This window comes from Qipengyuania flava (assembly GCF_011762005.1).
Lineage (GTDB): Bacteria > Pseudomonadota > Alphaproteobacteria > Sphingomonadales > Sphingomonadaceae > Qipengyuania > Qipengyuania flava.
The window spans coordinates 150421-174373 of sequence record NZ_JAASQU010000004.1 but is presented as its reverse complement, the minus strand read 5'-3'; the positions used below and the strand labels follow the sequence as shown (position 1 = coordinate 174373).

Here is a 23953-nt window from a genome sequence, read left to right as displayed (position 1 = left end):
GATTTTGATCGTGGATGACGTTCCCGAGAGTGCGCTGATAACCAAGTCGCTGCTCGCCAAGGGTAACTTCACCGAAGTCGAAATCGCCTGCGGTGGGTACGAGGCGCTCGAGAAATGCGGCGTTACCGTCGACGGGCAGGGAGAGGCCGAGGGCGAAACCGAATTCCAGATGGTGATCCTCGATATCATGATGCCCGATATCGACGGGCTCGAGGTTTGCGCGCACATGCGCATGTCACGGCGCACCCGCTACATGCCGATCCTCATGCTTACCGCGACCAATGACCTGGAACTGCTCAATCAGGCCTATATGGCGGGGGCGGACGACTTCCTGACCAAGCCGATCGACGAAATCCGCCTGCTGGCACGTGTGCGTACGCTGATGCGGATCAAGCGCGAGCAGCAACGCCGCGAACTGCGCGAAGAGGATCTGAAGGTCCAGAACGCAACGCTCCGGCAGGGGCAGGCCGGGATGAGCCTGATCGATGCGGACAGCAATCTGCTCAAGCGCCGCCTGCTCGATCTCGTCATTTCCGATTGCCGCTCGCAGGATCGCCCGGCGGCGATCAGCTTCATCCAGATCGTCGATTTCGAAGCCTATGGCGCGCTACATGGCGAAGAGAAGGCGACGCGGCTGACGCAGCGTCTGGCTCGCCTGTTGCAGGAAATTCCCGCCGCGCTCGACATTCTCATGGTCGCCAATGGCCCGGGTTCGTTCATGCTCATCCATCCCGGCGCGCCGCATTCGGCCGACCTCGAAGCCTGGAACCGCAAGGCGCGCGAGGCGGTGGAACAGGCGGATATCCCGCATGGCAACTCGATCCAGTCCGACCGCGTGACGTTGTGGACCGAAGCCGCCTGGGCCGAGCCGCGCAATCTGGCGCTAACCGCCGACACGATAATCGATACCACCAAACAAGTCCTTCTGGAGCGACAATGACCGGCAAATTCAGCGCTTATGCCATCGCCCTGGCCTGTGTGACGGGCGCCGCTCCGGCACTGGCGCAGGAGGGTATCGTGACCGATGCCGACCAGCAGGCCGACCGCGGCCAGGTCATCGCGACCTTCTATTATTCCAACAGCACGAAGGGCTACGATGCCAACGGCAATACGATCGATATTGCGGACTACGAGAAGGTTGAGCTGTTCCTGCTCGCCGAATACGCGATCGCGCCCGACTTCACGCTGCTTTTCAAACCCAGCTTCCGAAGCGTTTCGGTAGAGGGAGGCGATGACGACCGCGGCTTGGGTTATACCGACATCGGTGGGCGCTACCGCTTTGCCGGGGATCAGGACGGCTGGCTCGCCGCGGAGGCTACCGTGCGGATTCCGGGCGTTTCGCGCGACGACAACCTGGCGCAGGTAGGCAGCACCGACGCCGAATACGATCTGCGTCTTCGCGGTTTCCGCAACCTCACCTTCGGCCGCGATACCGGCTTCGTCGATGCCCAGGCCAGCTATCGCTTGCGCGCAGGAGACCCGCCGAACGAATTTCATGCAGATCTGACGCTGGGCTACCGGCCCGACCCGGATTTCCTGCTGATGGCACAATCGCTCAACACGATCAGCGACGGGGCAGGACGCGGCATTTTCGACGAGTACCGCTATCACAACGTCCAACTGAGCGGTGTCTACACCGTCGCGCCGGCGGTCGCCCTGCAATTGGGCGTCATGGGAACGCTGGGCGGCGAGAACGCGCTGCGCGAGCGTGGCATGTTCGGTGGGGTGTGGTTCTCGTTCTGACCCGGCACCGCTAGCGCATGCCGAGCAGGTCCTGCGCGGGCTTGTTCTGGATCGTGAAATCGGTGTCTTGAATGCCGCCGCCTGCCGGATCGCTCAGCCAGCGCCAGACGAATGCCGCTTCGATTGCATGCGCGCGCGCGATGTCGAACCACATCTGCAGGACGTCACGCTGCAACCCCGGATCGGCCGGAGCGGCGCGTTCCTCGGCGCTCTCCCATGGCTTGCGCGTGGCACCGCGGGCCGAACGCAGCCCGATTTCGCCCAGCCATGCGGGTTTGCCATGCCGATCCGCCAGCCTGCGCAGAGCGCCGAGTTCGCGTTCCATTGCCGTACGCCAGCCATGACGATCAGTCGCCGCGCCAAGCGGCGGATAGGTCGAGATAGATAGGATATCGAGCCGGTCCCAGAAGCCGACACGCTCCGCTTCGGCGGTATTGTGCGCAACATAGGTCAACTGCCCTGCAAAGATGCGTCGGACCTTCTCGATGAGCGGTATCCATTCCGGCCGTGCGCTGGTCTGTTCGAGTTCGGTCCCGATCGAGAAGGCAACCGCGCCCGTCTCCTGCGCTGTCTCGGCACATTCGAGCAAGGCTACCTCATAGGCGGCGAACCACTGCCTCCAGGCGCTCTCATCGGTGAAGACCACGCTGCCGGCCCAGCGCTCGGGCACCCAGACATGCGGTTTGACCAGCACCTGCAATCCTGCATCCACTGCATCTCGAACGCCCCGACGCAGCCGATCACGGGGAAGCGCGCTGCCGCGCACGAGGTTGGGATCGGCGGCGTGGGCCTGCCAGAAGAAGGGAATCAGCGCGACCATATTCGCGCCAGCTTCGGCAAGCAGTCTGAAGCTTTCGCGTGCCATGCTGCTGCCAAAGGGAGCCGCGGGATCCTCGATAAGGTTCGCACCGGTCAGCATGGCGCCGGGTCGCGCAAGCAGCGGGGGGGACAGCAGCGCCGGTGAGGCGGCAGCTGCCGCAGCGAGCAGCGTGCGCCGCGTGAGAACTGGGAACGGACCGCGCAACTCGCGCTCACCCCCGCGCCACGGTCTCGAGCGCCTCGCGGGTTACGGGGTAGCCGTAGTCCTCGCCTATATGCAGCCACGAGCGTCCCTCGGATTCGTCGATGTAAGGCGTGATCGTGCGCACGGGGATCGCCTCGGCCTGCGCGCGTGCAGCGGCGAAACTGTCGAACAGGGCGAGGCGCTCGAGGTTGCGACGTGTGGGAAAGATCAGCTTTATATCGCCCTGTTCGGCCGCAGCGAGCGCATCCTGTGCGCTGGTCCAGAACAGATGGGTGTTTTCCGACAGATCGGCTTCGATTTCGACCGCCCCCGTCCCGAGATCTGCAAGGTAGAACCGCGTGTCGTAGACGCGCGGGATGCGCTCGTTCTTGGGAAACCAGCGCGCGAAGGGCACTAGTTGCTGCAGGTCCAGGTCCCAGCCGAAGTGGTCGAGCACCGGTGCGAGTTCGCCTGTCTGTTGAAGGAAGCTGCGCGCAGCGCGCGCCTTGTCCGCGTCGATTTCGCCCGATAGCCCGATCGCCAGGCCGGTTTCCTCGAGCGTTTCGCGGACGACGGCAACCTGATGCGCGGCCTCGTCAGGATCGAGTGGGCCGCCGATCCGCGCGCCGAGATCGAAGTCCGCCGGATCCACCCGGCCACCGGGGAAAACGGCCATCCCGCCGGCGAACACCATCTCGCGGGATCGGATCGTCATCAGGATTTCAGGGGGGCCGCCCGCAGGCGCATTGCGGAAGATAACGACGGTGGCGGCGGGTATGCCGTCGGGCCCGGTCTCGATTGTCTCTCTCATAGGCTAGTTGTGACGAGGGCCGCGCAGCTTGCCAAGCGCAAAGGTAAATGCGGGGTGTCGGGCTGCTTTACACTAAGCGACGCGGCAAAATTCGCGTTTACCATCGCAAACGGGAAGAAAGCGCCGCCTGGGGTGGATTGGCATGGCGCATGCACGGTCCGGTGCATTCGTTCAGTCTTCGTGGGTGTGCCCCCTAGCGCCCCCGAACGAATAAAAGGCCCGCCCGGTTTTCCACCCGGCGGGCCTTACCCGTTCTGATCAGTGTCGGAATTGCCGGCGAGCGGCTTAAGCGGTTCAGGACGCGGCCTTGGAAACCTGCTTCTCGTCCATCATCTGCTGGAGTTCGCCGGCTTCGAACATTTCCATCATGATGTCGCTGCCTCCGACGAATTCACCCTTCACGTAAAGCTGCGGAATCGTCGGCCAGTCCGAATAGGCCTTGATGCCCTGGCGGATTTCCATGTCCTGCAACACGTCGACGCTGTCATAGGCGACACCGCAGTGATCGAGGATGGCCACCGCGCGGCTCGAAAAACCGCATTGCGGGAAAAGAGGGGTGCCCTTCATGAAGAGGACGACATCGTTGTCGCCGACGATGTCGGCGATGCGCTGGTTGGTGTCGGACATGGGTCCGTCCTTTGTATGAATTGGGTTGGTGGAATTCAGGTGGGGGCTTGCGTGGTGAGTTGCAAGGCGTGCAGTTCGCCGCCCATCCGTTCGCCCAGCGCGTCATACACCAGCTTGTGCTGTTTGACGCGCGTCAGCCCCGCGAACTGCGGTGCGGTGACCTTGGCCGCCCAGTGATCGTTGTCACCTGCGAGGTCGCGCATTTCGACTGTTGCGCCGGGCAGCGCCTGTTCGATCAACGAAACGATTGTCTCGGCTGCCATTGGCATGACGATCAGCCCCGTTCGCTCATGAACTGGCGGCGCGCTTCGACGGAGCATTCCTCGAGCTTGGTGCGGATATCGGCTTCGGACACGTCGCAATCGGCCGCGGTCAGATCACCCAGCAGCTTGCGGATCACGTCCTCGTCGCCTGCTTCCTCGAAATCGGCCTGTACGACGGCCTTCTTGTAGGCGTCGGTTTCCTCTTCGGTCAGGCCCATCAGGCCGGCGGCCCATTCGCCCACCAGCCGGTTGCGACGGGCGGCGATCTTGAAGGCGTTTTCCTCGTCGAACGCGAATTTCGCTTCTTCGGCGCGCTCGCGATCCTTGAAATCGGTCATGATGGTCCTCTCGGATGGAATTTCACGGCCGGAATAGGCCCGCCCCATCGAGGCCGCAAGGGCGCTTGTCCGATAGATCGACAAGCGCCCCCGAACCCGGTCAGTCCATCGTCACAACCAGCTTGCCGATCGCGCCGCGGTTCTCGAGCTTGGCGATCGCTTCGTGCGCATGCTCGATATCGTAGGTCTCGCTGACCAGCGGATCGATCTTGCCTGCCTTCCACAGGTCGAACAGTTCGGCGATGTTCTGCTGATTGCGTTCGGGTTCGCGCGCAGTGAACGCGCCCCAGAATACGCCCCGGATGTCGCAGCTTTTCAGCAGCGTGAGATTGAGCGGCATCTTGGCAATCCCGGCGGGGAAGCCGATCACGAGGAAGCGGCCCTCCCAGGCGATGGCGCGCAGTGCAGGTTCGGAATAGTCGCCGCCAACGATATCGTAGACGATGTCCGCACCGTTCGGGCCCACCGCAGCCTTGAAGTCGCTGGCGAGTTGCTTCGACGTGTCCTTGTCGAACGGGGCGCGGGGATAGATCACGACTTCGTCAGCGCCGTGTTTCCTGGCGACTTCGCCCTTTTCCTCGGTGGAGACCGCCGCCACGACGCGACAGCCATAGGCCTTGGCCAGCTCGACTGCCGAAAGGCCGACCCCGCCGGCAGCACCGAGCACGAGCACGGTTTCGCCTTCCTTGATGTCGCCACGGTCCTTCAGTCCGTGGATCGTCGTTCCATAGGTCATGAGCAACGCGCTGGCTTTCACCAGGTCGATCCCGTCGGGAACCTTGAACAGACGTTCGGCCGCGACCGCGACCTTTTCCTGCAGGCCGCCATTGCCGACACCGCACATCACGCGATCGCCCACGGCAAAATCGCTGACCCCTTCGCCGATCGCTTCGATCGTGCCCGAAATCTCGCCACCAGGCGCGAAGGGGCGGGGCGGCTTGAACTGGTACATGTCGCGAATGATCAGCGTATCGGGAAAGTTGATCGCACAGGCGGCGACCTTGATCAGCACCTCGCCCTTGCCGGGGGTGGGTTCGTCGATATTTTCGACGACCAGGGTTTCGGGGCCGCCGACTTCCTTGGACAGGACTGCCTTCACGCTGCTTCTCTCCTCTTTGGTTTGTCGAGCCAGGGCATGCTGCCCTGACGCATATGTTCGTGCGTCGTAATCGCGCTTTCGCTGCCGAGCGTCAGCCCGATCTCGTCGAGCCCTTCGAGCAGGCAGCGTTTGCGGAACGGATCGATTTCGAATTCGAAGCGATCCTGGAAGGGGGTGGTGACGACCTGGTTCTCGAGATCGATGGTCACCGGTTGATCCTTCGCGACTTCGAGCAGGCGATCAACCTGTTCCTGTGGCAGCTCGACTGCGAGAATGCCGTTCTTGAACGCATTGCCTGCGAAAATGTCGGAGAAACTGGGCGCGATAACCGCGGTCAGTCCCATGTCGAGCATGGCCCATGCGGCATGTTCGCGGCTCGATCCGCAGCCGAAATTGTCGCCAGCGATCAGGATCGGGGCATTGGCGAAATCCTCGACGTCGAACGGATTGCCCGGAGCCGCGCGGATCGTTTCGAAGGCACCCTTGCCCAGACCTTCGCGACTGATCGTCTTCAGCCAGTGTGCAGGGATGATGACGTCGGTATCGACATTCTTGAGGCCGAGCGGAATGGCGCGCCCTTCGATGGTGGAAACGGCTTTCATCAGTTTGCGCTTTCCGGAAACGCTGGCAGGCGTTCGATGTGCCGCGGTTCGTGCTGCACCACGACAGTGGCATCCAGGCTGTCGGCCATCTGGTTGAAACGATGGAACGATGCCAGCGTATCGGCGCGGTCGGTGTTGAAGGTGGGGACACCCTCGTTCTCGATCTGCTCCTCGAAGTGATAGAGATCGCCGGTCAGCATGTAGGTGCCCATCCGCGGCAGCTCCACCACCAGCGCCTTGTGGCCCGGCGTATGCCCATGCGTCGCGATCATCCTGACCGTGCCGTCGCCGAACACGTCATGATCGCCTGCGATCCGCGTAACCTTGCCGTCGGCATCAGCACCGAACCACGGGGCGAGCTGTGCGATCGTTTCCTCGCGCCCGTTCGCAATCACCGCCTCTGCGTCGCCTGCACCGATCAGCAGTTCGGCATGGGGGAAGTCGGCTGCCTGGCCGATATGGTCGTTGTGGTAGTGGCTGATCCCGACCATCGCGATATCTTCGGGGGCGAGACCGAGGTCGCCCAGCTGTTCGACGATCGTCCGGTCGACGCTCGAAGTGAACACGCCGCGCGTTTCGCGGGTGCCCTTGAGCGCGCCGGAAAGGCCCGTATCCCACAGGAGGTAGCGGGTGCCGTTGCGGATCAGGTAGCAACTGTCGGTCAGTCGGCGGGGCTGGCCGTCGTAAAGATGCGTGTCGGAGAACGGCCCGGTATCGCTCAATTCGAGTGTCCCGCAATCGAGCCGCCACATTTCGACATCCGCCGCTTCCTGCGCGGACACCGCGACCGGCATGGCGAGCACCGCGGCGAACGCGGCGAGAATTCCTGAATGTGGCGACATGTCTACCTCCCCTGTGACGAGCGACCTCAATCGGTTTCGGGATTTTCTCCCGAAGGAATGGGGCCCGGCTGGCGGGGTCCATTCTTCTTGTCCTTGCGCTTGTTCGCATAGAGTAGCGCAGCGGCAACGGCGGCGGAGCCAATTGCCCCGACAATGGCGGCTTTTCCGGTAAGCTTCTTGGTCATGCGATCTCAATGGTCAGCCGCTGGCAGCTTGGCAAGGGGCGAGCTTGCGCACATCGGCGAGACGCCCGGTAACAGCGGCGGCAGCGGCCATCGCCGGGCTGACCAGATGTGTGCGTGCACCCGGTCCCTGGCGACCGACGAAGTTGCGGTTGCTGGTCGAGGCGCAGCGCTCACCCGGCGGAACCTTGTCCGGATTCATGGCAAGACACGCAGAGCACCCCGGCTCGCGCCATTCGAATCCGGCATCGGTGAAAATTTGGTCGAGCCCTTCAGCCTCGGCCTGGCGTTTGACGAGCCCCGAGCCCGGCACTGCGATCGCCCAGCGCACATTCGCGGCCTTGGTGCGTCCCTTGAGCACTTCCGCCGCAGCGCGCAGATCTTCGATCCGGCTGTTGGTGCAACTGCCGATGAAGATGTTCTCTACCGCGATGTCCTCGATCGGAGTGCCCGGTTCAAGACCCATATATTCCAGACTCTTGCGCACCGCTTCCTGCTTCGAGGGATCCGCGAAGCTGTCGGGCGCGGGCACCACGCCGCCGACCGCCACAACGTCTTCGGGGCTGGTGCCCCAACTTACCGTGGGTTCGACACCCGCCGCGTCGATCGCGACCGATTTGTCGAATCGTGCGCCTTCATCGGTGGCGAGCGAACGCCACCATGTTACCGCCCGTTCCCAATCTTCGCCCTGCGGGGCGTAGGGGCGACCCTTGAGATAGGCGAAGACCGTGTCGTCGGGGGCGATCAGTCCGGCGCGCGCTCCGCCCTCGATACTCATATTGCAGACCGTGAGGCGACCCTCGACGCTCATCTGTTCGAAAACCTTGCCGCGGTATTCGATCACATAGCCAGTACCGCCGGCGGTTCCGATGACCCCGATGATATGGAGGATCAAATCTTTCGGTGTGACGCCGGGCCCGAGATCGCCATCGACCCGCACTTCCATCGATTTGGAGCGCCGCAGTTGGAGCGTCTGAGTGGCGAGCACATGCTCGACCTCGCTGGTGCCGATCCCGAAAGCGAGCGCGCCAACGCCGCCATGCGCGGCGGTGTGGCTGTCACCGCATACGATCGTGGCACCGGGCAGCGAGAAACCCTGTTCGGGGCCGACGACGTGCACGATGCCCTGTTCGGCTGCGACTGCATCAATGTAGTCGATTCCGAAAGCAGGGGCATTGCGTTCGAGCGCGGCCAGCTGCGCAGCGCTTTGCGCATCCGCGATCGGCAGACGCGACCCGTCTGCCGCGAGGCGCGGTGTCGTGGGCAGATTGTGATCGGGCACCGCCAGCGTCAGGTCGGGACGGCGTACGCTGCGCCCCGTCAGCCGCAGCGCTTCGAAGGCTTGCGGACTGGTGACCTCGTGAACGAGATGCCGGTCGATATAGAGCAGGCATGTGCCGTCATCGCGTTGTTCGACGACGTGCTGGTCCCAGATCTTCTCGTAGAGCGTGCGCGGTGTGCTGGCCATGGGCGGGGAATGTGCGGCAGGATGGAAGGGCGCGCAAAAAGGCAAAACAAGAGTCTTCCAAACTTAACCTTTCCCTGCTCTACTGACATGAATGTCAGCAAAGCCATTCACATTTCCGATCAAGGTCCTGCCGGACGATATCGATTTCATGGGGCACGTGAACAATGCGCGCTACCTGAACTGGGTGCAGGACACCGTCCTCGCGCATTGGCAGAAACTGGCCCCGGCCGAAGAGGTGGCGAGCAAGGCGTGGGTCGCGCTCAAGCATGAGATTACCTATCGTCGCCCCGCATTCCTCGATGACGAGGTGATTGCCACGACCGTGCTGGAAAAGATTGCCGGCGCACGCAGTTTCTACAACACGGTGATTCGCCGCGGCGAGGACGTGCTGGCCGAAGTGCAGAGCATGTGGTGCTGCATCGATGCCGAAAGCCTGCGCCCTGCACGGATCAGCCGCGAAGTGGCGGAAAACTACTTCGGCCTCCCCCGCAAGCAGGACAAGCCCGCCGAGACCTGAGCCATGTTGCGGGCTTTGCCTGCCGCGTGCGAGCCCCTATATCCGATACGATGAATATTCTCGTTCCCGTGCTGATCGTGGTCGCGACCGTTATCGCGATGGAATGGGTCGCCTGGGCGAGCCACAAGTACATCATGCACGGCTTCGGCTGGGGCTGGCATCGCGACCATCACGAACCGCACGACAATCTGCTGGAGAAAAACGATCTCTATGCCATCGTCGGCGCAGCAATGAGCATTTCTATGTTCGCCATTGGCAGCCCGCTCGTCATGGGCGAGGGCGCTTGGTGGCCCGGCACTTGGATCGGGCTGGGGATCCTGTTCTACGGCATCATCTACACGCTGGTGCACGACGGACTGGTCCACCAGCGCTATTTCAGATGGGTGCCGAAGCGCGGATATGCCAAACGTCTGGTGCAGGCACACAAGCTGCACCATGCAACCATCGGCAAGGAGGGCGGCGTCAGCTTCGGCTTCGTCCTTGCGCGCGATCCCGCCAAGCTGAAAGCGGAACTCAGACGCCAGCGCGAAGCGGGTATCGCCGAGGTTCGCGAAAGCGCCGGGGCCTGATCCGATAGCGGATGCTTGCGACCTAACAGGCGACTGGGACGGCAGTTACAGCTATCCCGGCGGCAGGGCCGTTACACCTTTTCACCTTCGTATTGTCGAGACCGGCGGCAGTTTCAGTGGGGAATTGATCGAGCCGAACCTGTTTCGTCCCATGCAGACCATCGGCGCCAGAATTTCCGGCCACAGGGCCGCACGATCCGTAGATTTCACCAAGATCTACCTCGACCCGCCTCCCGGGTATGAGAATCCCGTCGATTACGTGGGGCAAATGTCGCGAGACGGCATGACCGTCGCCGGCATGTGGAGCCTCGCGGATATGAACGGGACGTTCGAAATGCATCGCGAGGAAGGTGTCGCCGAACGCGAAGAGGCCGAGACCGCAGAAACGGTCCCGGCCTCGGGCATGCCATTCTAGCTGGCGATTAGCCTATTTGGCGTAGTTCACATACAATCCGTGGATCAGCCCGGGGATGTAACCGAGCAGCGTGAGCACGAGATTGAGCAGCGCAGTGCCGCCCAGCCCATGTTTGGCGGCGACGCCGAGCGGCGGAATGAGAATGGTCGCGATAAGAATCAGAATTGCCATGCGAAATGTCCTTTCGTCTTCCCTCCCGCGGTATGACCGATCAACGGAGTGACAGGGCGGCGGTTCCGACGGATCACTTGTTACGCGTTGCGATCCAGCTCCCGCAGACGACCAGCACCGCCACCGAAATCCAGTACCAGGGGTGGCCGAGCGTGAACCAGGTGAACACCGCACCGGTCGCCATCGCCCCGATTGCCATGGTCTTCGAACGTCGGCTGATTGCGCGTCGCTCGCGCCAGTCCTTCACATGCGGTCCCCAATGCGGATGGTCGAGGATCCTCTGTTCCAGTTCGGGGCTCGACCGGGCAAAGAAATAGACTGCCAGAAGCAGAAAGGGGACGGTCGGCATGATTGGCAGGGCGGCACCGATCGCGCCGAGGCCGAGCGCCACGAAGCCGAGGCCCTTGTAAAGCGGGCGCCTCACGTCACCCCGCAGCGATCCGCGCCGCATGTTCGCGCACCAGCGCAATCATGTTGGGCACGCCCTGTGTTCGATTGCTCGACAGCTGGTTCTTGAGATCGAAGGGGGCGAGCGCCTCGGCGACATCCATCGCGGCGACTTCACCAGCGGGGCGGTCCTGGACCGCCGCAATCACGAGCGCGACGATGCCCTTGGTGATCGCGGCGTTGCTGTCGGCGAGGAAATGCAGCCGGTCGGTTTCGCCAGTGGGATAGACCCAGACTTGCGCCGAACAGCCGCGGACCAGCGTGGCATCGGTTTTCAGCGCATCGGGCATGGGCTCGAGCTCGCGGCCCAGTTCGATCAGCAGGCGATAGCGTTCGTCGCCTTCGAGGAATTCATATTCTTCGGCAATGTCTGACAATGTACGCATGCCGCGCCCTTAGCGGGCGGGGTCGCGGGCGTCCATCGGACTCAGCCGGACAGGCCGCCTGGGCGGGTGAGCGCGAAATAGGCAACATAGAACCAGCCGAAGAAACCGTGGATCGCGGCCCAGACGATGGACTGGTGCAGGCTCCAGCTGATAGCAACCGCGATGGCGCTGCCAAGCCCGATCCCCGCACGTGCGGCGTCGGTGCGCGCCACGCTCACAGGTCCACCCCGCTGGCGATTGCCTCGAGTTTCTTGATCCGTTCCTTGAGGTCGGCCAGCTCGATCCGCGCAGCGCCGATCGACGATCCGCTGTCGCTGTCATGCGTATCCTTGACCCGCTCGAGTTCCTCTCGTTTGAGAGCGAGCCAGCCGTGCCATGCCCGCAGCAGGGCGCTGGCGACGATGGTCAATCCGACCAGGGCGGCTCCGGCGATTATCACTGTCGGTTCGAACATAGTCGCATGTCCTCCTTGAACCCGGCCTTCCTCAATCGGCCTGTTTGTCGCGCAACGCTTCTATTTCCGCGGCGATGCTTTTCGTCTTGCGTGCGTCGAGCGAATTGCTGTCGGTGGCGATCCGTTCGAGCACCTTGATCCGCTCGCGCAATTCCTCGATCTCGCGGCGGGTTTCCGGATCGTCGGAAATCGCGCGGCTTTCGTTGCCGTATTCATCGGTCACGATGCCATGCTTGGCGCGGTTCCACTGGGTAACACCCCATACGAGGATCCCGATGATCGCCACGATCGCCCAGCCGCTCATCGTGCGCGCTCCTGCGGCGCGGTGTGGTCCTCGATCTCGCGCAGGTCGCGCAATTCCTCGATCTGCGAGGCCAGCGCATGGTTGCTGTCGGTGGCGATCCGTTCGAGGACGCGAACGCGCTCTTCCATCCTGCTGTAGTCCCCATTGGAGAACCGCAGCTGTTCGGCCTTGGCTTCCTCCGCCCGCGCTTTCAGCTCCAGCTTGCGTTCTTCGTGCTCCTGCACGCGCTGGTTGATGAAATAGGCGAAGGGCAGCACCAGCATCACGATGGCGAGGATGAAGCCGAAGATGAGGGCGAGATCACCATCCATCAGTTGGCATCCTTCGTGTCGCGCAGGCGATCGATCTCGTGCGTCAGGTGATAGCCGCTGTCGGTCACGATCCGTTCGACATTGCCGAGCCGGTCCTTGAGCGAGCCGAGTTCGGCGCGCAGTTCGGCATTTTCCTGCGTCAGCAGTTTGACCCGTTCGACCGCCTGGTCGTTCTTGGGATAGACCGACTTGCCCCAGCTGTTCTCGAGCGGGTAGCCGTTCTTGATGCGCAGCCAGGTCGTCGCGACCCAGCCCACGGTCATGATCGCGACGCCCGAAATGATCGCGGTTTCGGTAAAGAATTCCATCACGCCGTCTCCCCGCGCTTGAGGTTCAGCGGCACGCCCGCATCGCTTGCGCTGGGCTTGTCGCGCAGCGCCTCGATCTCGTCATGCAGCGAATAGCCGCGGTCGGTGACGATCTTTTCCAGCACCACCATGCGATCCTGCATGGCATCGAGCTTGTCGTGCAACTGCCGGTTCTCGGCCTTCAGCGCCTTGGTTTCCGCAGTGTCGCTGCGTTCGGTCTTGCCGCCCCATTCATCTTCGAGCGAATAGCCGTGTTTGGCGCGGATCCAGTTGTTGATCAGCCAGCCACCGGTGCTCAGCGCGATGATGGCTATGACGAATTCGGGGCCTCCCCAATTCATGACGTATGTTCTCCCTGTTTTATGTCGAGCGGCACACCGCTGTCGCGGGCCTCGACGCTGCGTTGGTCGCGCAGCGCTTCGATCTGCGTGGCGACGTCGTAACCCCTGTCGGTGACGATGCGTTCGAGCACCCGGACCCGGTCTTCGAGATCCTGGACCTTGCTGGCGTATTGGGCAGCCTTCTCAGCGGTCGCCTGCGCGGTGGTCTGGACGTTCATTTCGGCCAGCTTCTGCTGGTGCTTGGTCCAGATCGCCACGATCGGGATCATCAGTGCGATGATCGGGATGAAGACGCCGACACTTTCCATGATCACTCCCCCTCGTGGTGGCCTTAGCGCAGGCGTTCGATTTCTGCGGTCAGCCGCGGGTTGCTGCTGACGTAGAAGGTCTCGACCTCGGCAAGGCGACGATCCACATCCTTCATACGGGCGCGGATTTCACGCGCGGTGCGCTTGGGATTCTGCCGTACGCGCTGCCAATATGTCTGTTCTTCGTGGTCGACATAGAGATGCGCGGGCTTCTTGTTCAGCAGCAGGCCGGCAATGAAGTAGAAGGGGATGGTCGAGCCGCCGGACATGAAGGTCAGGCCGAGCATGCCGAGGCGGACCCAGAAGACGTTGACGCCGGTGTAGTCCGCGATGCCCGAGCAGACGCCCATCAGCTTCGCGTTCTGCTTGTCGCGGTAAAGCGTGGTGCGGGGACTGTTCACTGGGCGGTTCCTTTCTTCTCGGCGATCAGCTGTTCGAGTTCGCGCAGCTGCTGATTGTCCTGTTCGCTGTCGTGGACGAGGCGTGCGGGACGGAATTCGGGATTGTCGCTGGCGACCAGGCGCTCCACCGTATCCATCCGGTCGTCGAGCCGCTTGGCGAGGCTGTAAAGCTCTTCCAGCAGGGCTTCATCGTCGGTGGTGATGGTGGCGGAGGTCTTCCATTTGGTGATGTAGTGAAGGATCAGCCACGGAAGCCCGATGAAGATCGCGGGAATGATGATAATCTCTTCCATGGTTCTCAGTCCTCCTTGCCGGCGCTGCCCTTGCCGAGCGCCTTCTTCATCTGTTCGAGTTCGTCGTCGATCGCATCGGCGCCTTCGAGCGCGGCGATCTCGTCGGCGAGGCTCGGCTTGTCCGACTGGTCGGCGATGCTCAGCGAGTCGGCGCGGCCTTCGGCGTAATCGACCCGGCGTTCGAGCTGGTCGAAGCGGCTCAGCGCGTCGTCGACGCGTTCATTGGTCATCAAGCTGCGCAGCTTGACGCGATTCTCGGCGCTTTCGAGGCGCGCGGCGATCGCGGTCTGGCGGCTGCGCGCTTCGCGCAGGCGGTTCTGCAGCTTCTGGATGTCCTGCTCGTAAGCCCGCAGCGCATCGTCGAGTACGGCGATTTCCTGCTTGAGCTGGTCGCTCATGTCGGCCGCTTTCTTCTTTTCGACGAGCGCCGCGCGGGCAAGATCCTCGCGGTCCTTGGAGATGGCGAGCTGTGCCTTCTCGTTCCAGTCCGCCTGGAGCTTGTCGAGCTTGACCGTATGACGATGCATTTCCTTCTGGTCGGCGATGGTGCGCGCGGCACTGGCGCGGACCTCGACCAGCGTTTCCTCCATTTCGAGGATGATCATGCGGATCATCTTCTGGGGGTCGTCCGCCTTGTCGAGCATGTCGTTGAAATTGGCGGCAATGATATCGCGGGTACGGCTGAAAATGCCCATTAACGGTGCTCCACTGGAAAAAAAGTCCGATCCCTTGGGCCGCCCGCCATCGCGGGTGGGAGTCGGCGAACGGCGCAGCCGTTCTACCTCCTCCTCGATCCGCGACAAGCGGGGGCGGGCCGAAGCGTCGTCGGCATTGCTGCCGCGGGGACTGTCGGGGGAGTTGCGCTCCGGCCCTAGGGGGTCGTGGTCGGGAGGCAGGGTCATACGATCTCGACCTGTTCGTATGCGGCCATTACCGGCGTGGGGGCGGTAACCGCGATCTGCGAGCTCAGCAGGACGAAAGTGGCCATGGCCGCGATGCTGGCGATGGCAGCCTGTCCGAGCTGGCTGCGGAAGAAACTGCGGTTGTACATCTGGGTTACCTCCCTTGGGCCGGATGGCCGATTGCTGTTGTCCCCTGTTTAGCAAGCGGTGTGCCAAACCTTCGAAACCGCGGAAAACCGTCGCTTCCTCACATTCTGCCCGTCCACGCGTTGGTTTTTCTTGCCAAGTATCGGGAAAAATTCCTATCTCTTGGCAATGGAGCGGGAAAATCAGTTTATCGGCCAGTCGGGCGCTTTCCTCGACGCGGTCGAGCGGGCCAGTCGGGCGGCGCCGATGCGGCGTCCCGTGCTGGTCATCGGCGAGCGCGGAACGGGCAAGGAACTGATTGCCGAACGTCTGCATCGCCTTTCCACCCGTTGGGACGAGCCGCTGGTCGTGATGAACTGCGCCGCGCTGCCGGAGACGCTGATCGAAGCGGAGCTGTTCGGCCACGAAGCGGGTGCCTTCACCGGTGCTACTAAGGCGCGCGTCGGGCGGTTCGAGGAAGCCGACAAGGGTACGCTATTTCTCGACGAACTGGGCACATTGTCGATGGGCGCGCAGGAACGACTGCTGCGCGCGGTCGAATATGGCGAGATTACCCGGATCGGTTCGAGCAGGCCCGTGCGGGTCGATGTCCGGATCGTTGCCGCGACCAATGAGGACCTGCCCGGCAAGGCGGAGCGCGGCGAGTTTCGCGCCGACCTGCTCGACCGGCTCAGTTTCGAGGTCATCACGCTGCCGCCCTTGCGCGTGCGCGAGGGTGATATCGGTGTGCTGGCGGATTATTTCGGGCGCCGGATGGCCGCCGAACTCGGCTGGGAAGGCTGGCCGGGCTTCGCCGGCCATGTCGCGCAGGAACTCGAAACGCACCCCTGGCCGGGGAATGTGCGCGAGCTGCGCAATGTGGTCGAACGCGCTATCTACCGCTGGGACGACTGGGGCCAGCCGATCGGCCATGTCGTTTTCGATCCTTTCGACAGTCCGTGGAAACCGCTCGATCCGGTGAAGCCCAGCCCGAAGGCCGCCGAGCCAAGGCAGGCGCAACCGGCCACGACACCCGATTTCGAAACTGTGGACGATCTGCGGTCGGCCGTGGACGCGCATGAACGGGCGATCGTCGAGCATGCCTTGGGCAAGCACCGCTGGAACCAGCGCCAGACCGCCAAGGCGCTGGGGCTGAGCTACGACCAGCTGCGACACTGTATCAAGAAACACGGGCTGACCGACGGCGATTGAGCGGCGCGCGGGCGGTTACGACCGCGCCTGCGCATCGCCTCGCTTCGCGCTTGCTTTTTGCGGGACTCGCGCCTATCTGCCCTGCATCCCGACATTGTCGCGACACTGAAGGGGCTGGCGCCGCGAGGGGCCGGCCGCAAACGCCTGCAGCCACCGCATTGTCGCATCGGATGTGTATTTGGAGATTGAATGGCCGATCTGGACCGCTTGACCGAAGTGATCGAACCCGAGGCGAAGGCGCTCGGCTTCGAGCTTGTGCGCGTCAAGATGATGCCTTCCGAAGCCGGCGACGGTGGCGAGGCGCTGCAGATCATGGCCGAGGATCCCGCCACCGGTCAGCTCGTGATCGAACAATGTGCCGCGCTCAGCCGCCGCGTGTCCGACCGCATGGACGCGCTCGAGGAGCAGGGCGAAGTGCTGATCGACGGCGCCTATCACCTCGAAGTGTCCAGCCCGGGCATCGATCGTCCGCTGACCCGCGCGAAGGATTTCGCCGACTGGGCGGGGCACGAAGCCAAGGTCTCGATGGCCAAGGGCTATGATGGCCAGCGCAATTTGCGTGGTATCCTGAAGGGTATCGAAGGCGATGCGGTGACCATCGAGGATCGCAAGGCGGGCGATGTAACCGTCCCGCGCGACCAGATCCATTCGGCGAAGCTCGTCTTGACCGACGAGCTGATTGCCGCCACCCAGCCGCTCGATACGAGTGGCGCCGACGAAATCGTCGAAACTCCCGACATTCCTGACGAAGAAAAGGCAGACGACTGATGGCCAGTGCCATTTCCGCCAACAAGGCTGAACTCCTCGCGATCGCCAACTCGGTCGCTTCGGAAAAGATGATCGACAAGGCGATCGTCATCGAAGCGATGGAAGAAGCGATCCAGAAATCTGCCCGCAACCGTTACGGTGCGGAAAACGACATCCGCGCCAAGCTGGACCCGCAGACCGGCGACCTGCGCCTGTGGCGCGTGGTCGAGGTCGTCGAGGAGGTCGAGGACTATTTCAAGCAGGTCGATCTTAAGGCCGCGCAGAAACTCCAGGACGACGCCAAGATCGGCGACTTCATCGTCGATCCGCTGCCGCCGGTCGACCTCGGCCGCATCGACGCTCAGAGCGCGAAGCAGGTGATCTTCCAGAAAGTCCGCGATGCCGAACGCGAGCGTCAGTACGAGGAGTTCAAGGATCGCGCGGGCGAAGTCATCACCGGCGTGATCAAGTCGGTCGAATTCGGCCATGTGATCGTCAATCTCGGCCGCGCCGAAGGCGTTATCCGCCGCGACCAGCAGATCCCGCGCGAAGCCGCGCGTGTCGGCGAGCGCGTCCGTGCGCTGATCACCAAGGTCGAACGCAACAACCGTGGTCCGCAGATCTTCCTCAGCCGCGCGCATCCCGATTTCATGAAGAAGCTGTTTGCGCAGGAAGTGCCCGAAATCTACGATGGCATCATCGAGATCAAGGCCGCCGCCCGCGATCCGGGCAGCCGCGCCAAGATCGGCGTGATCAGTCACGACAGCAGCATCGATCCCGTCGGCGCCTGCGTCGGCATGAAGGGCAGCCGTGTCCAGGCGGTCGTGCAGGAACTGCAGGGCGAGAAGATCGACATCATTCCCTGGTCGGATGACGGCGCGACCTTCATCGTGAACGCCCTCCAGCCGGCCACTGTCGCGCGCGTCGTGCTCGACGAGGAAGAAGGCCGGATCGAAGTGGTCGTTCCCGACGACCAGCTCTCGCTTGCCATCGGCCGCCGCGGCCAGAACGTGCGCCTCGCGAGCCAGCTTACCGGCAACCAGATCGACATTATGACCGAGGAAGAAGCCTCGGAGAAGCGCCAGAAGGAATTCGCCGAGCGCTCCAAGATGTTCGAGGAAGAGCTCGACGTCGACGAAACGCTGTCGCAGTTGCTGGTCGCCGAAGGCTTCGCCGAGCTCGAGGAAGTCGCCTATGTCGAGCTCGAAGAGCTTGCTGCCATCGAAGGCTTCGACGAGGAACTGGCGGAAGAGCTTCAGAGCCGTGCCCAGGAAGCGATCGACCGGCAGGAAGCCGCGCATCGCGAAGCGCGCCGCGAACTCGGCGTCGAGGACGACCTTGCCGAATTGCCGCACCTCACCGAGGCCATGCTGGTCACGCTGGGCAAGGCGGGCATCAAGACGCTCGACGATCTGGCCGATCTCGCAACCGACGAACTCATCCAGAAGAAGCGCGAAGCCCCGCGCCGCCGCAACAATGCCGATGGCCCGCCGATGCGGCGCCCCTCGGTCCGCGAGCAGGACAAGGGCGGCGTGCTGGGCGAGTACGGGCTGAGCGAAGAGCAGGGCAACGAGATCATCATGGCTGCCCGCGCACACTGGTTCGACGACGAAAAGGAAGCCCCGGCCGTTGCCGCGGCTGCCGACACGCAGGAGGCCGCCGATGCGGACTCCACCCAATGAGCGCCTGACGTCCGACATCGCTGGTACGCCCAAGGCACGGAAAGCTTCCGAGCCCGAGCGGCGCTGCATTCTTTCGGGTGAGACCGGGCCGCGCGAATCGCTCGTGCGGCTCGCCGTCTCGCCTGCGGGTCTCGTGCTGCCCGATGCACAGGAAAAGGCCCCCGGGCGGGGCGCCTGGATCGGTGCCTCGCGGGCCGGGCTCGAGGAGGCGCTTGCCTCGGGGAAATTGAAAGGGGCGCTGTCGCGCGCCTTCAAGACGGGCGATTTGGATCTGCCCGATACGCTGCCGCAAATGGTCGAGGATGCGCTGACGCGTGTCTTTCTTGACCGGCTGGGGCTCGAAATGCGCGTCGGAGCGCTTATCTTGGGTACCCAACGCATCGCCGAGGCGGCGCGTGGCGGTGCGGTGGCGCTGCTGCTGCACGCCAGTGACGCCAGCGAAGACGGGCGCAAGAAGCTCGATCAGGCGTGGCGTGTGGGACGCGAGGCGGAAGGTTCGGGTGAGCGCGGACTTGAACTGCCTCTGGACCGGAACGCTTTGTCTGTGGCATTGGGCCGCGACAACGTCGTCCATCTGGCGCTGGCCGATGATGCTGCAGCCGCGAGGGTACTGAAACCCCTCACGCGTCTCATGCACTATCTGGGGCATGACCTGCCCGCCGCGGATGGGCGCGCTTCCGCGCGCGCCGAATGACGAATTGAACGATACGAAGAAGAGAAACGAGCAAGAATGAGCGACGACGACAAGAAACCAGCCCGCAAGCCGCTGAGCCTCAAGGGTGCGCAGCCGGGCGAGGTCAAGCAGACCTTCAGCCACGGCCGCACCAATAAGGTGGCGGTCGAGGTGAAGCGCCGCCGCAAGCTCGTGAAGCCCGGGGAAGCCGCACCGCCGCCCCCGCCGCCGGCACCTGCCCCTGCTCCGGCACCGGCACCCGCTCCCGTGGCCGAGAAGCCGGCGCCCAAGAAGAGCGCCGCCCCCGCCGGGGAAACCCCGCAGGAGCGCGTGGCGCGCCTGCAGCGCGAAGCCGAAGAGGAACGGCTGCGGCTGGCCGAAGAAGCGCGCAAGCGCGAAGAGCAGCAGGCCAAGCAGGCTGCCGAGGACGAGAAGCGCCGCGCGGAAGAAAAGCGCCAGGCCGAGCAGGAAGCGGCCAAGCAGGCTGCCGAAGACGCGAAGAAGCCGGCTGAAGCGCCGGCCGAAGCCGAGACCGCCAAGGCGGCCGACGAAGCTGCGGAAACGCCCGCCACGTCGAGCGCTACGCCCGCGCCGGCGCCGCGCCGCTTCACCCCGGTCGCGCGCCCCGAGCCCAAGAAGCCCGAGCGCAAGAAGAAGGAAGAAAAGCCCGCGCGTGCGGCCGAGAAGGTCGACAAGCGCCGCGGTGGCAAGCTGTCCGTCAAGAAGGCGCTCAACGAGGACGAGGGCCGTCGTGCCCGCAGTCTCGCTGCGCTCAAGCGGGCGCGCGAGAAGGAACGCCGCATGCAGGGTGGCGGTTCGAGCAAACCGCGTGAGAAGCAGGTGCGCGACGTCGTCGTTCCCGAGGCGATCACGGTTGGCGAACTGGCCAAGCGGATGGGCGAGAAGGGGGCCGATCTCGTCAAGGAACTGTTCAATCTCGACATGATGGTGACCGTCAACCAGACGATCGACCAGGACACGGCGGAACTGCTCGTCGAACAGTTCGGCCACCGGATCGAGAAAGTTTCCGAAGCCGATGTCGATATCCAGAACGAAGGCGATGTCGATCCCGAGGAAACGCTCAAGCCGCGTCCCCCGGTCGTCACCATCATGGGCCATGTCGACCACGGCAAGACCAGCCTGCTCGACGCCCTGCGCGGGGCGAATGTGGTGAAGGGCGAAGCCGGCGGTATCACCCAGCACATTGGCAGCTACCAGGTGAAGACCAAGAGCGGCGATCTCGTCACCTTCCTCGACACGCCGGGCCACGCTGCCTTCACGCAGATGCGCCAGCGCGGCGCCAACATCACCGACATCGTCGTGCTGGTGGTGGCCGCCGATGACGGCATCATGCCGCAGACGATCGAGGCCATCAATCACACCAAGGCTGCGGGCGTCCCGATGATCGTGGCGATCAACAAGATGGACAAGCCCGAAGCCAACCCGGACAACATCCGCAACCGCCTGCTCGAGCATGAAGTCATCGTCGAGAAGATGTCGGGCGACGTGCAGGATGTCGAAATCTCGGCCAAGGAGAAGACCGGTCTCGACGAACTGCTCAACGCGATCAGCCTGCAGGCCGAACTGCTCGAACTGAAGGCCAATCCCGACCGCATGGCGGAAGCGACGGTCATCGAGGCGCAGCTCGACAAGGGCCGCGGTCCGGTGGCAACCGTGCTCGTCACGCGTGGTACGCTCGAGCGCGGCAACACCTTTGTTGCCGGTACGCAGAGCGGCCGTGTCCGTGCGATCGTCAACGATCAGGGCAAGCAGATCAAGAAAGCCGGCCCTTCGATGCCGGTCGAGGTCCTCGGTCTGGGCGGCGTCCCTTCGGCGGGCGACGTGCTCACCGTGGTCGAGAACGAACAGCGTGCCCGCGAAGTTGCCGAATATCGTCAGGAAAAGGCAACCGAAAAGCGCACTGCGCTCGCCCCGACCAGCTTCGACACGATGTTCAACAATCTCGCGTCGAACGTGATCGAATTCCCGGTACTGGTGAAAGCCGACGTGCAGGGCTCGGTCGAAGCGATCAACACGGCGCTGCACAACCTCTCGAACGACGAGATCAAGGTTCGCGTGCTGCATGCAGGCGTGGGTGCGATCACCGAAAGCGATGTCACGCTGGCGTCGGCTTCGAACGCCCCGATCATCGGCTTCAACGTGCGTCCGAATGCGAAGGCGCGCGAACTGGTGAAGCGCGACGGCGTGGAGATGAAGTATTACGACGTCATCTACCACCTGACCGAAGAGATCGCCAAGGAGATGGCGGGCGAACTGGGTCCGGAGCGGATCGAGAACGTCGTTGGTCGTGCCGCGGTTAAGGAAGTGTTCCGTTCGGGCAAGAAGGACAAGGCCGCCGGTCTGCTGGTCGAGGAAGGCGTCATCCGCAAGGGTCTGCACGCTCGTCTCACGCGCGACGATGTCATCGTTTCGGCGACGACCATCGCCTCGCTGCGCCGCTTCAAGGACGATGTCGACGAAGTCCGTGCGGGCCTCGAATGCGGTGTGGTCCTGGCCGATACGAACGACATCAAGGCGGGTGATCAGCTCGAAGTCTTCGAGGTCGAGGAGCGCGAACGCACGCTTTGACCGGGGGCTGAGGACGCATGGCGAAAATCCACGAACGCAGGCGTTCGCCATCATCCGAACTGATGGCGAGCGACTTCGTCTCTTTCGACGCCGACCGGGGCGAACTGACCACGCGTTATACCCCGCCGCCGAGCTTCGCGAGCCCGCGCGGCGCGGTGCAGGGCGGGCTGATCGCCGGCTTCCTCGACGAAGTCATGGGCGGGGCACTGCTGGCCGTTACCGAAGCACGCTTCGGTGCGTCCGAGCAGCGTCTCCCGCTCAATCTCGACATGAACCTCACCTATTTGCGCATGGTTCCGATGGAAACCGTCACCGCGAAGGGGCGGGTGCTCAAGCTGGGTAAGCGGGTCGCTTTCCTCGAGGGCGAGTTGTTCGACATGGATGGCAATCTGCTGGCGCGCGCGACCTCGAGCGCCATTCCCACGCCACTGCCCGAGAAAGGCGATTGATGTCGGACAATGCGATCCTCAGCGCTCCGCACGCGCACCTGATGGGTGTCGAGTTCGAACATTTCGACAAGGATCGCGAGGAGATCACCCTGCGGTTTCGCGCGCCCGACAGTTTCATCACCCCGCGCGGCAGCGTGCAGGGCGGATTGGTTGCCGGTTTCCTCGACGAGGTGATGGGCTGGGCGCATGTCTATGCGACCGACCAGGCCGAAGCCCCGCTCAATCTCGAGATATCGATGAGCCTGCTCAAGCCGGTGATGGCCGGTCCGGTCATCGGCAAGGGCCGGGTGGTACGCCGCGGGCGCAAGGTCATCTTCCTCGAGGGAGAATTGTTCGACGAATCGGGCAAGCTGCTCGCGCGGTCGACAAGCACTGCGATCCCGACGCCGCGACCCGGCAGTGGGGCCGGCAGCGGGGAATGACGACACGCCTGGCCCTGCTCGGCAGCATCAATATCGGCGGCAACCGCATCAAGATGGCGGATTTGCGTGAGAAACTGAGCGCGCGTGGCTTCGGCGCGGTCGAAACGGTCGCCGCGAGCGGCAATGTGATCATGTCGAGCGACGAAGACGAGCAGACGCTTGCCGATGACCTTGCAGCATTCGTCGAGGCAGAATTCGGCATTACCGGCTTCGTGGTGGTTCGCTCGGTCGACGAGGTTCGCTCGGCTATCGAGGACAATCCGTTTCACGGGGAAGGCTCGGACAAGATGGTGCACACCATCTTCCTGGCACGGCAACCCGTCGCCGGCGGGTTCGAAGCCCTGCGTCAGGCGCATCGGGATCGCGGGGCGGAGCGGCTCGCTTTGGGTGACCGCGTGCTCTATCTGGACTATGTGCACGGTGTCGGTGTTTCCGATATCACAGGTCGCTTCATCGAAAAGCGCCTCGGTTGCCGGGGCACGGCACGCAACATGACCTCGCTCAAACGCATTCTCGCAAAGATGGAAGATTTCGCCTGATGGCCCGCAACCAGTCCACTCCCGAGCAGCAATCGGTCCGCGTCCTAAAGGTGGGCGAGCGAGTCCGGCATATCCTGTCCGAACTGCTGGCACGCGGCGAAGCGCATGACGAAGTGCTGTCCGCATCGAACATTGCCGTCACCGAAGTGCGCATGACGCCCGACCTGCGCAACGCCAAGGCCTATGTGAAACCGCTGCTGGGCGAGGACGAAAGCGTGGTGCTCAAGGCGCTGCGGACCAACACCGCCTTTTTCCAGAAGGAGGTCGCACAGCGTCTGGGTCTCAAGTTCGCGCCCCGGCTCAATTTCCAGCCTGACGAGAGCTTCGACGAAGCCGACCGGATCGAGAAATTGCTGTCCGATCCCATGGTGGCGCGCGATCTTGACGACACCGACGACTAGACTGACAT

General features: G+C 63.3%; 38 protein-coding genes. 14 read left to right on the top strand and 24 right to left on the bottom strand.

Annotated features, from left to right (window positions below):
* Positions 1 to 10: 10 nt before the first annotated feature.
* Positions 11 to 940 carry a response regulator gene (locus FHS69_RS13280; RefSeq protein WP_166778077.1) on the top strand — a complete coding sequence of 310 codons (930 nt, stop codon included), beginning with the start codon at positions 11 to 13 and terminating at the stop codon, positions 938 to 940.
* Complete coding sequence (locus FHS69_RS13275) at positions 937 to 1743, top strand: hypothetical protein (RefSeq protein ID WP_166778076.1); 807 nt, start codon at positions 937 to 939, stop codon at positions 1741 to 1743. The genes FHS69_RS13280 and FHS69_RS13275 overlap by 4 nt, the downstream gene beginning before the upstream one ends.
* 10 nt (positions 1744 to 1753) lie before the next feature.
* Here FHS69_RS13275 and FHS69_RS13270 read toward each other — a convergent pair whose 3' ends face one another.
* The 10 genes from FHS69_RS13270 to leuC form a co-directional block, all read right to left on the bottom strand.
* Positions 1754 to 2662 carry a glycoside hydrolase family 5 protein gene (locus FHS69_RS13270; RefSeq protein ID WP_166778075.1) on the bottom strand — a complete coding sequence of 303 codons (909 nt, stop codon included), beginning with the start codon at positions 2660 to 2662 and terminating at the stop codon, positions 1754 to 1756.
* Between the two features lie 112 nt (positions 2663 to 2774).
* Positions 2775 to 3557, bottom strand: coding sequence for an NUDIX hydrolase (locus FHS69_RS13265; RefSeq protein WP_094062653.1), 783 nt, complete (start codon positions 3555 to 3557; stop codon positions 2775 to 2777).
* Positions 3558 to 3851: 294 nt separating this feature from the next.
* On the bottom strand, positions 3852 to 4184 hold the full coding sequence (grxD, locus tag FHS69_RS13260) for a Grx4 family monothiol glutaredoxin (protein WP_067468195.1): 333 nt from the start codon (positions 4182 to 4184) through the stop codon (positions 3852 to 3854).
* Between the two features lie 35 nt (positions 4185 to 4219).
* The gene (locus FHS69_RS13255; RefSeq protein WP_166778074.1) at positions 4220 to 4453 is read right to left on the bottom strand and encodes a BolA/IbaG family iron-sulfur metabolism protein; all 234 of its coding nucleotides are present in this window, start codon (positions 4451 to 4453) and stop codon (positions 4220 to 4222) included.
* 5 nt (positions 4454 to 4458) lie between these two features.
* The gene (locus FHS69_RS13250) at positions 4459 to 4785 is read right to left on the bottom strand and encodes a DUF1476 domain-containing protein (RefSeq protein WP_166778073.1); all 327 of its coding nucleotides are present in this window, start codon (positions 4783 to 4785) and stop codon (positions 4459 to 4461) included.
* A 100-nt stretch (positions 4786 to 4885) separates the two neighbouring features.
* A complete protein-coding gene (locus FHS69_RS13245; protein ID WP_067468187.1) occupies positions 4886 to 5884 on the bottom strand; it encodes an NADPH:quinone oxidoreductase family protein in 999 nt (332 codons plus the stop codon).
* A complete protein-coding gene (leuD, locus tag FHS69_RS13240; RefSeq protein WP_172603200.1) occupies positions 5881 to 6486 on the bottom strand; it encodes a 3-isopropylmalate dehydratase small subunit in 606 nt (201 codons plus the stop codon). The genes FHS69_RS13245 and leuD overlap by 4 nt, the downstream gene beginning before the upstream one ends.
* Positions 6486 to 7328: an N-acyl homoserine lactonase family protein gene (locus tag FHS69_RS13235; protein ID WP_166778072.1), complete on the bottom strand. Its 843-nt coding sequence runs from the start codon at positions 7326 to 7328 to the stop codon at positions 6486 to 6488. The genes leuD and FHS69_RS13235 overlap by 1 nt, the downstream gene beginning before the upstream one ends.
* A gap of 26 nt (positions 7329 to 7354) precedes the next feature.
* Positions 7355 to 7513 (bottom strand): isopropylmalate isomerase, encoded by a 159-nt coding sequence (locus FHS69_RS13230; RefSeq protein WP_067468179.1) that lies wholly within the window; start codon positions 7511 to 7513, stop codon positions 7355 to 7357.
* A gap of 13 nt (positions 7514 to 7526) precedes the next feature.
* Positions 7527 to 8978, bottom strand: a complete 1452-nt coding sequence (gene leuC, locus FHS69_RS13225) for a 3-isopropylmalate dehydratase large subunit (RefSeq protein ID WP_166778071.1) — start codon at positions 8976 to 8978, stop codon at positions 7527 to 7529.
* A 91-nt stretch (positions 8979 to 9069) separates the two neighbouring features.
* Here leuC and FHS69_RS13220 point away from each other — a divergent pair, with 91 nt between their 5' ends.
* The 3 genes from FHS69_RS13220 (at position 9070) to FHS69_RS13210 (ending at position 10479) form a co-directional block, all read left to right on the top strand.
* A complete protein-coding gene (locus FHS69_RS13220) occupies positions 9070 to 9495 on the top strand; it encodes an acyl-CoA thioesterase (RefSeq protein WP_166778070.1) in 426 nt (141 codons plus the stop codon).
* A gap of 50 nt (positions 9496 to 9545) precedes the next feature.
* Positions 9546 to 10064, top strand: a complete 519-nt coding sequence (locus FHS69_RS13215) for a sterol desaturase family protein (RefSeq protein ID WP_166778069.1) — start codon at positions 9546 to 9548, stop codon at positions 10062 to 10064.
* A gap of 151 nt (positions 10065 to 10215) precedes the next feature.
* Positions 10216 to 10479: a hypothetical protein gene (locus FHS69_RS13210; protein ID WP_166778068.1), complete on the top strand. Its 264-nt coding sequence runs from the start codon at positions 10216 to 10218 to the stop codon at positions 10477 to 10479.
* A gap of 12 nt (positions 10480 to 10491) precedes the next feature.
* On the opposite strand, the gene FHS69_RS13205 is transcribed toward FHS69_RS13210, so the two are convergent.
* The 14 genes from FHS69_RS13205 to FHS69_RS13140 all read right to left on the bottom strand — a co-directional run bounded on the left by FHS69_RS13205 (position 10492) and on the right by FHS69_RS13140 (position 15254).
* Complete coding sequence (locus tag FHS69_RS13205; protein ID WP_067468158.1) at positions 10492 to 10650, bottom strand: YqaE/Pmp3 family membrane protein; 159 nt, start codon at positions 10648 to 10650, stop codon at positions 10492 to 10494.
* A 73-nt stretch (positions 10651 to 10723) separates the two neighbouring features.
* Entirely contained in the window at positions 10724 to 11074 is a 351-nt protein-coding gene (locus FHS69_RS13200) for a DUF454 family protein (protein ID WP_166778067.1), read from the bottom strand.
* A gap of 1 nt (position 11075) precedes the next feature.
* Complete coding sequence (locus FHS69_RS13195) at positions 11076 to 11483, bottom strand: SufE family protein (RefSeq protein ID WP_067468152.1); 408 nt, start codon at positions 11481 to 11483, stop codon at positions 11076 to 11078.
* A gap of 41 nt (positions 11484 to 11524) precedes the next feature.
* Positions 11525 to 11695 (bottom strand): hypothetical protein, encoded by a 171-nt coding sequence (locus FHS69_RS13190; RefSeq protein ID WP_166777955.1) that lies wholly within the window; start codon positions 11693 to 11695, stop codon positions 11525 to 11527.
* 2 nt (positions 11696 to 11697) lie between these two features.
* A complete protein-coding gene (locus FHS69_RS13185; protein WP_067468149.1) occupies positions 11698 to 11937 on the bottom strand; it encodes a hypothetical protein in 240 nt (79 codons plus the stop codon).
* Between the two features lie 31 nt (positions 11938 to 11968).
* Positions 11969 to 12241, bottom strand: coding sequence for a hypothetical protein (locus FHS69_RS13180; RefSeq protein WP_067468146.1), 273 nt, complete (start codon positions 12239 to 12241; stop codon positions 11969 to 11971).
* Positions 12238 to 12552, bottom strand: coding sequence for a hypothetical protein (locus FHS69_RS13175; RefSeq protein ID WP_067500851.1), 315 nt, complete (start codon positions 12550 to 12552; stop codon positions 12238 to 12240). Before FHS69_RS13175 ends, FHS69_RS13180 begins: the two co-directional genes overlap by 4 nt.
* Positions 12552 to 12860 carry a hypothetical protein gene (locus FHS69_RS13170; RefSeq protein ID WP_067468140.1) on the bottom strand — a complete coding sequence of 103 codons (309 nt, stop codon included), beginning with the start codon at positions 12858 to 12860 and terminating at the stop codon, positions 12552 to 12554. Before FHS69_RS13170 ends, FHS69_RS13175 begins: the two co-directional genes overlap by 1 nt.
* Entirely contained in the window at positions 12860 to 13201 is a 342-nt protein-coding gene (locus FHS69_RS13165) for a hypothetical protein (protein WP_067468138.1), read from the bottom strand. The genes FHS69_RS13170 and FHS69_RS13165 overlap by 1 nt, the downstream gene beginning before the upstream one ends.
* A complete protein-coding gene (locus FHS69_RS13160; RefSeq protein ID WP_166778066.1) occupies positions 13198 to 13509 on the bottom strand; it encodes a hypothetical protein in 312 nt (103 codons plus the stop codon). Before FHS69_RS13160 ends, FHS69_RS13165 begins: the two co-directional genes overlap by 4 nt.
* Before the next feature lie 23 nt (positions 13510 to 13532).
* On the bottom strand, positions 13533 to 13910 hold the full coding sequence (gene pspC / locus FHS69_RS13155) for an envelope stress response membrane protein PspC (RefSeq protein ID WP_166778065.1): 378 nt from the start codon (positions 13908 to 13910) through the stop codon (positions 13533 to 13535).
* Positions 13907 to 14203, bottom strand: a complete 297-nt coding sequence (pspB, locus tag FHS69_RS13150) for an envelope stress response membrane protein PspB (RefSeq protein ID WP_067500848.1) — start codon at positions 14201 to 14203, stop codon at positions 13907 to 13909. The genes pspC and pspB overlap by 4 nt, the downstream gene beginning before the upstream one ends.
* Positions 14204 to 14208: 5 nt before the next feature.
* Complete coding sequence (pspA, locus tag FHS69_RS13145) at positions 14209 to 15006, bottom strand: phage shock protein PspA (protein ID WP_067500846.1); 798 nt, start codon at positions 15004 to 15006, stop codon at positions 14209 to 14211.
* A gap of 95 nt (positions 15007 to 15101) precedes the next feature.
* Entirely contained in the window at positions 15102 to 15254 is a 153-nt protein-coding gene (locus FHS69_RS13140) for a hypothetical protein (protein ID WP_166778064.1), read from the bottom strand.
* A 166-nt stretch (positions 15255 to 15420) separates the two neighbouring features.
* On the opposite strand from FHS69_RS13140, the gene pspF reads away from it, so the two are divergent.
* The 9 genes from pspF to rbfA all read left to right on the top strand — a co-directional run bounded on the left by pspF (position 15421) and on the right by rbfA (position 23945).
* Positions 15421 to 16443, top strand: a complete 1023-nt coding sequence (gene pspF / locus FHS69_RS13135) for a phage shock protein operon transcriptional activator (protein WP_166778063.1) — start codon at positions 15421 to 15423, stop codon at positions 16441 to 16443.
* 189 nt (positions 16444 to 16632) lie between these two features.
* Positions 16633 to 17211: a ribosome maturation protein RimP gene (gene rimP / locus FHS69_RS13130; RefSeq protein ID WP_067468127.1), complete on the top strand. Its 579-nt coding sequence runs from the start codon at positions 16633 to 16635 to the stop codon at positions 17209 to 17211.
* Complete coding sequence (nusA, locus tag FHS69_RS13125) at positions 17211 to 18872, top strand: transcription termination factor NusA (protein WP_166778062.1); 1662 nt, start codon at positions 17211 to 17213, stop codon at positions 18870 to 18872. Before rimP ends, nusA begins: the two co-directional genes overlap by 1 nt.
* Positions 18853 to 19566: a DUF448 domain-containing protein gene (locus tag FHS69_RS13120; RefSeq protein ID WP_166778061.1), complete on the top strand. Its 714-nt coding sequence runs from the start codon at positions 18853 to 18855 to the stop codon at positions 19564 to 19566. Before nusA ends, FHS69_RS13120 begins: the two co-directional genes overlap by 20 nt.
* Before the next feature lie 36 nt (positions 19567 to 19602).
* Positions 19603 to 22134: a translation initiation factor IF-2 gene (gene infB, locus FHS69_RS13115; protein ID WP_166778060.1), complete on the top strand. Its 2532-nt coding sequence runs from the start codon at positions 19603 to 19605 to the stop codon at positions 22132 to 22134.
* 17 nt (positions 22135 to 22151) lie between these two features.
* The gene (locus tag FHS69_RS13110; RefSeq protein WP_166778059.1) at positions 22152 to 22583 is read left to right on the top strand and encodes a PaaI family thioesterase; all 432 of its coding nucleotides are present in this window, start codon (positions 22152 to 22154) and stop codon (positions 22581 to 22583) included.
* Entirely contained in the window at positions 22583 to 23005 is a 423-nt protein-coding gene (locus FHS69_RS13105) for a PaaI family thioesterase (RefSeq protein ID WP_225982161.1), read from the top strand. Before FHS69_RS13110 ends, FHS69_RS13105 begins: the two co-directional genes overlap by 1 nt.
* Entirely contained in the window at positions 23002 to 23544 is a 543-nt protein-coding gene (locus FHS69_RS13100; protein WP_166778058.1) for a DUF1697 domain-containing protein, read from the top strand. The genes FHS69_RS13105 and FHS69_RS13100 overlap by 4 nt, the downstream gene beginning before the upstream one ends.
* Positions 23544 to 23945, top strand: coding sequence for a 30S ribosome-binding factor RbfA (gene rbfA / locus FHS69_RS13095; protein ID WP_067468108.1), 402 nt, complete (start codon positions 23544 to 23546; stop codon positions 23943 to 23945). Before FHS69_RS13100 ends, rbfA begins: the two co-directional genes overlap by 1 nt.
* Positions 23946 to 23953 lie beyond the last annotated feature (8 nt).

Coding starts and splice junctions, on each gene's coding strand:
- FHS69_RS13100 (WP_166778058.1), top strand. CDS start 23,002: ATGACGACACGCCTGGCCCTGCTCGGCAGCATCAATATCGGCGGCAAC.
- FHS69_RS13210 (WP_166778068.1), top strand. CDS start 10,216: ATGCAGACCATCGGCGCCAGAATTTCCGGCCACAGGGCCGCACGATCC.
- nusA (WP_166778062.1), top strand. CDS start 17,211: ATGGCCAGTGCCATTTCCGCCAACAAGGCTGAACTCCTCGCGATCGCC.
- FHS69_RS13140 (WP_166778064.1), bottom strand. CDS start 15,254: ATGTACAACCGCAGTTTCTTCCGCAGCCAGCTCGGACAGGCTGCCATC.
- FHS69_RS13185 (WP_067468149.1), bottom strand. CDS start 11,937: ATGTTCGAACCGACAGTGATAATCGCCGGAGCCGCCCTGGTCGGATTG.
- FHS69_RS13255 (WP_166778074.1), bottom strand. CDS start 4,453: ATGCCAATGGCAGCCGAGACAATCGTTTCGTTGATCGAACAGGCGCTG.
- leuD (WP_172603200.1), bottom strand. CDS start 6,486: ATGAAAGCCGTTTCCACCATCGAAGGGCGCGCCATTCCGCTCGGCCTC.
- FHS69_RS13160 (WP_166778066.1), bottom strand. CDS start 13,509: ATGGAAAGTGTCGGCGTCTTCATCCCGATCATCGCACTGATGATCCCG.
- FHS69_RS13120 (WP_166778061.1), top strand. CDS start 18,853: ATGCGGACTCCACCCAATGAGCGCCTGACGTCCGACATCGCTGGTACG.
- pspB (WP_067500848.1), bottom strand. CDS start 14,203: ATGGAAGAGATTATCATCATTCCCGCGATCTTCATCGGGCTTCCGTGG.
- leuC (WP_166778071.1), bottom strand. CDS start 8,978: ATGGCCAGCACACCGCGCACGCTCTACGAGAAGATCTGGGACCAGCAC.
- FHS69_RS13195 (WP_067468152.1), bottom strand. CDS start 11,483: ATGCGTACATTGTCAGACATTGCCGAAGAATATGAATTCCTCGAAGGC.
- FHS69_RS13180 (WP_067468146.1), bottom strand. CDS start 12,241: ATGAGCGGCTGGGCGATCGTGGCGATCATCGGGATCCTCGTATGGGGT.
- FHS69_RS13230 (WP_067468179.1), bottom strand. CDS start 7,513: ATGACCAAGAAGCTTACCGGAAAAGCCGCCATTGTCGGGGCAATTGGC.
- FHS69_RS13170 (WP_067468140.1), bottom strand. CDS start 12,860: ATGGAATTCTTTACCGAAACCGCGATCATTTCGGGCGTCGCGATCATG.
- FHS69_RS13235 (WP_166778072.1), bottom strand. CDS start 7,328: ATGTCGCCACATTCAGGAATTCTCGCCGCGTTCGCCGCGGTGCTCGCC.
- infB (WP_166778060.1), top strand. CDS start 19,603: ATGAGCGACGACGACAAGAAACCAGCCCGCAAGCCGCTGAGCCTCAAG.
- FHS69_RS13220 (WP_166778070.1), top strand. CDS start 9,070: ATGTCAGCAAAGCCATTCACATTTCCGATCAAGGTCCTGCCGGACGAT.
- FHS69_RS13250 (WP_166778073.1), bottom strand. CDS start 4,785: ATGACCGATTTCAAGGATCGCGAGCGCGCCGAAGAAGCGAAATTCGCG.
- grxD (WP_067468195.1), bottom strand. CDS start 4,184: ATGTCCGACACCAACCAGCGCATCGCCGACATCGTCGGCGACAACGAT.
- pspF (WP_166778063.1), top strand. CDS start 15,421: ATGGAGCGGGAAAATCAGTTTATCGGCCAGTCGGGCGCTTTCCTCGAC.
- FHS69_RS13175 (WP_067500851.1), bottom strand. CDS start 12,552: ATGGATGGTGATCTCGCCCTCATCTTCGGCTTCATCCTCGCCATCGTG.
- FHS69_RS13205 (WP_067468158.1), bottom strand. CDS start 10,650: ATGGCAATTCTGATTCTTATCGCGACCATTCTCATTCCGCCGCTCGGC.
- FHS69_RS13105 (WP_225982161.1), top strand. CDS start 22,583: ATGTCGGACAATGCGATCCTCAGCGCTCCGCACGCGCACCTGATGGGT.
- FHS69_RS13275 (WP_166778076.1), top strand. CDS start 937: ATGACCGGCAAATTCAGCGCTTATGCCATCGCCCTGGCCTGTGTGACG.
- FHS69_RS13165 (WP_067468138.1), bottom strand. CDS start 13,201: ATGAATTGGGGAGGCCCCGAATTCGTCATAGCCATCATCGCGCTGAGC.
- rbfA (WP_067468108.1), top strand. CDS start 23,544: ATGGCCCGCAACCAGTCCACTCCCGAGCAGCAATCGGTCCGCGTCCTA.
- FHS69_RS13110 (WP_166778059.1), top strand. CDS start 22,152: ATGGCGAAAATCCACGAACGCAGGCGTTCGCCATCATCCGAACTGATG.
- rimP (WP_067468127.1), top strand. CDS start 16,633: ATGGCCGATCTGGACCGCTTGACCGAAGTGATCGAACCCGAGGCGAAG.
- FHS69_RS13270 (WP_166778075.1), bottom strand. CDS start 2,662: ATGCTGACCGGTGCGAACCTTATCGAGGATCCCGCGGCTCCCTTTGGC.
- FHS69_RS13215 (WP_166778069.1), top strand. CDS start 9,546: ATGAATATTCTCGTTCCCGTGCTGATCGTGGTCGCGACCGTTATCGCG.
- FHS69_RS13265 (WP_094062653.1), bottom strand. CDS start 3,557: ATGAGAGAGACAATCGAGACCGGGCCCGACGGCATACCCGCCGCCACC.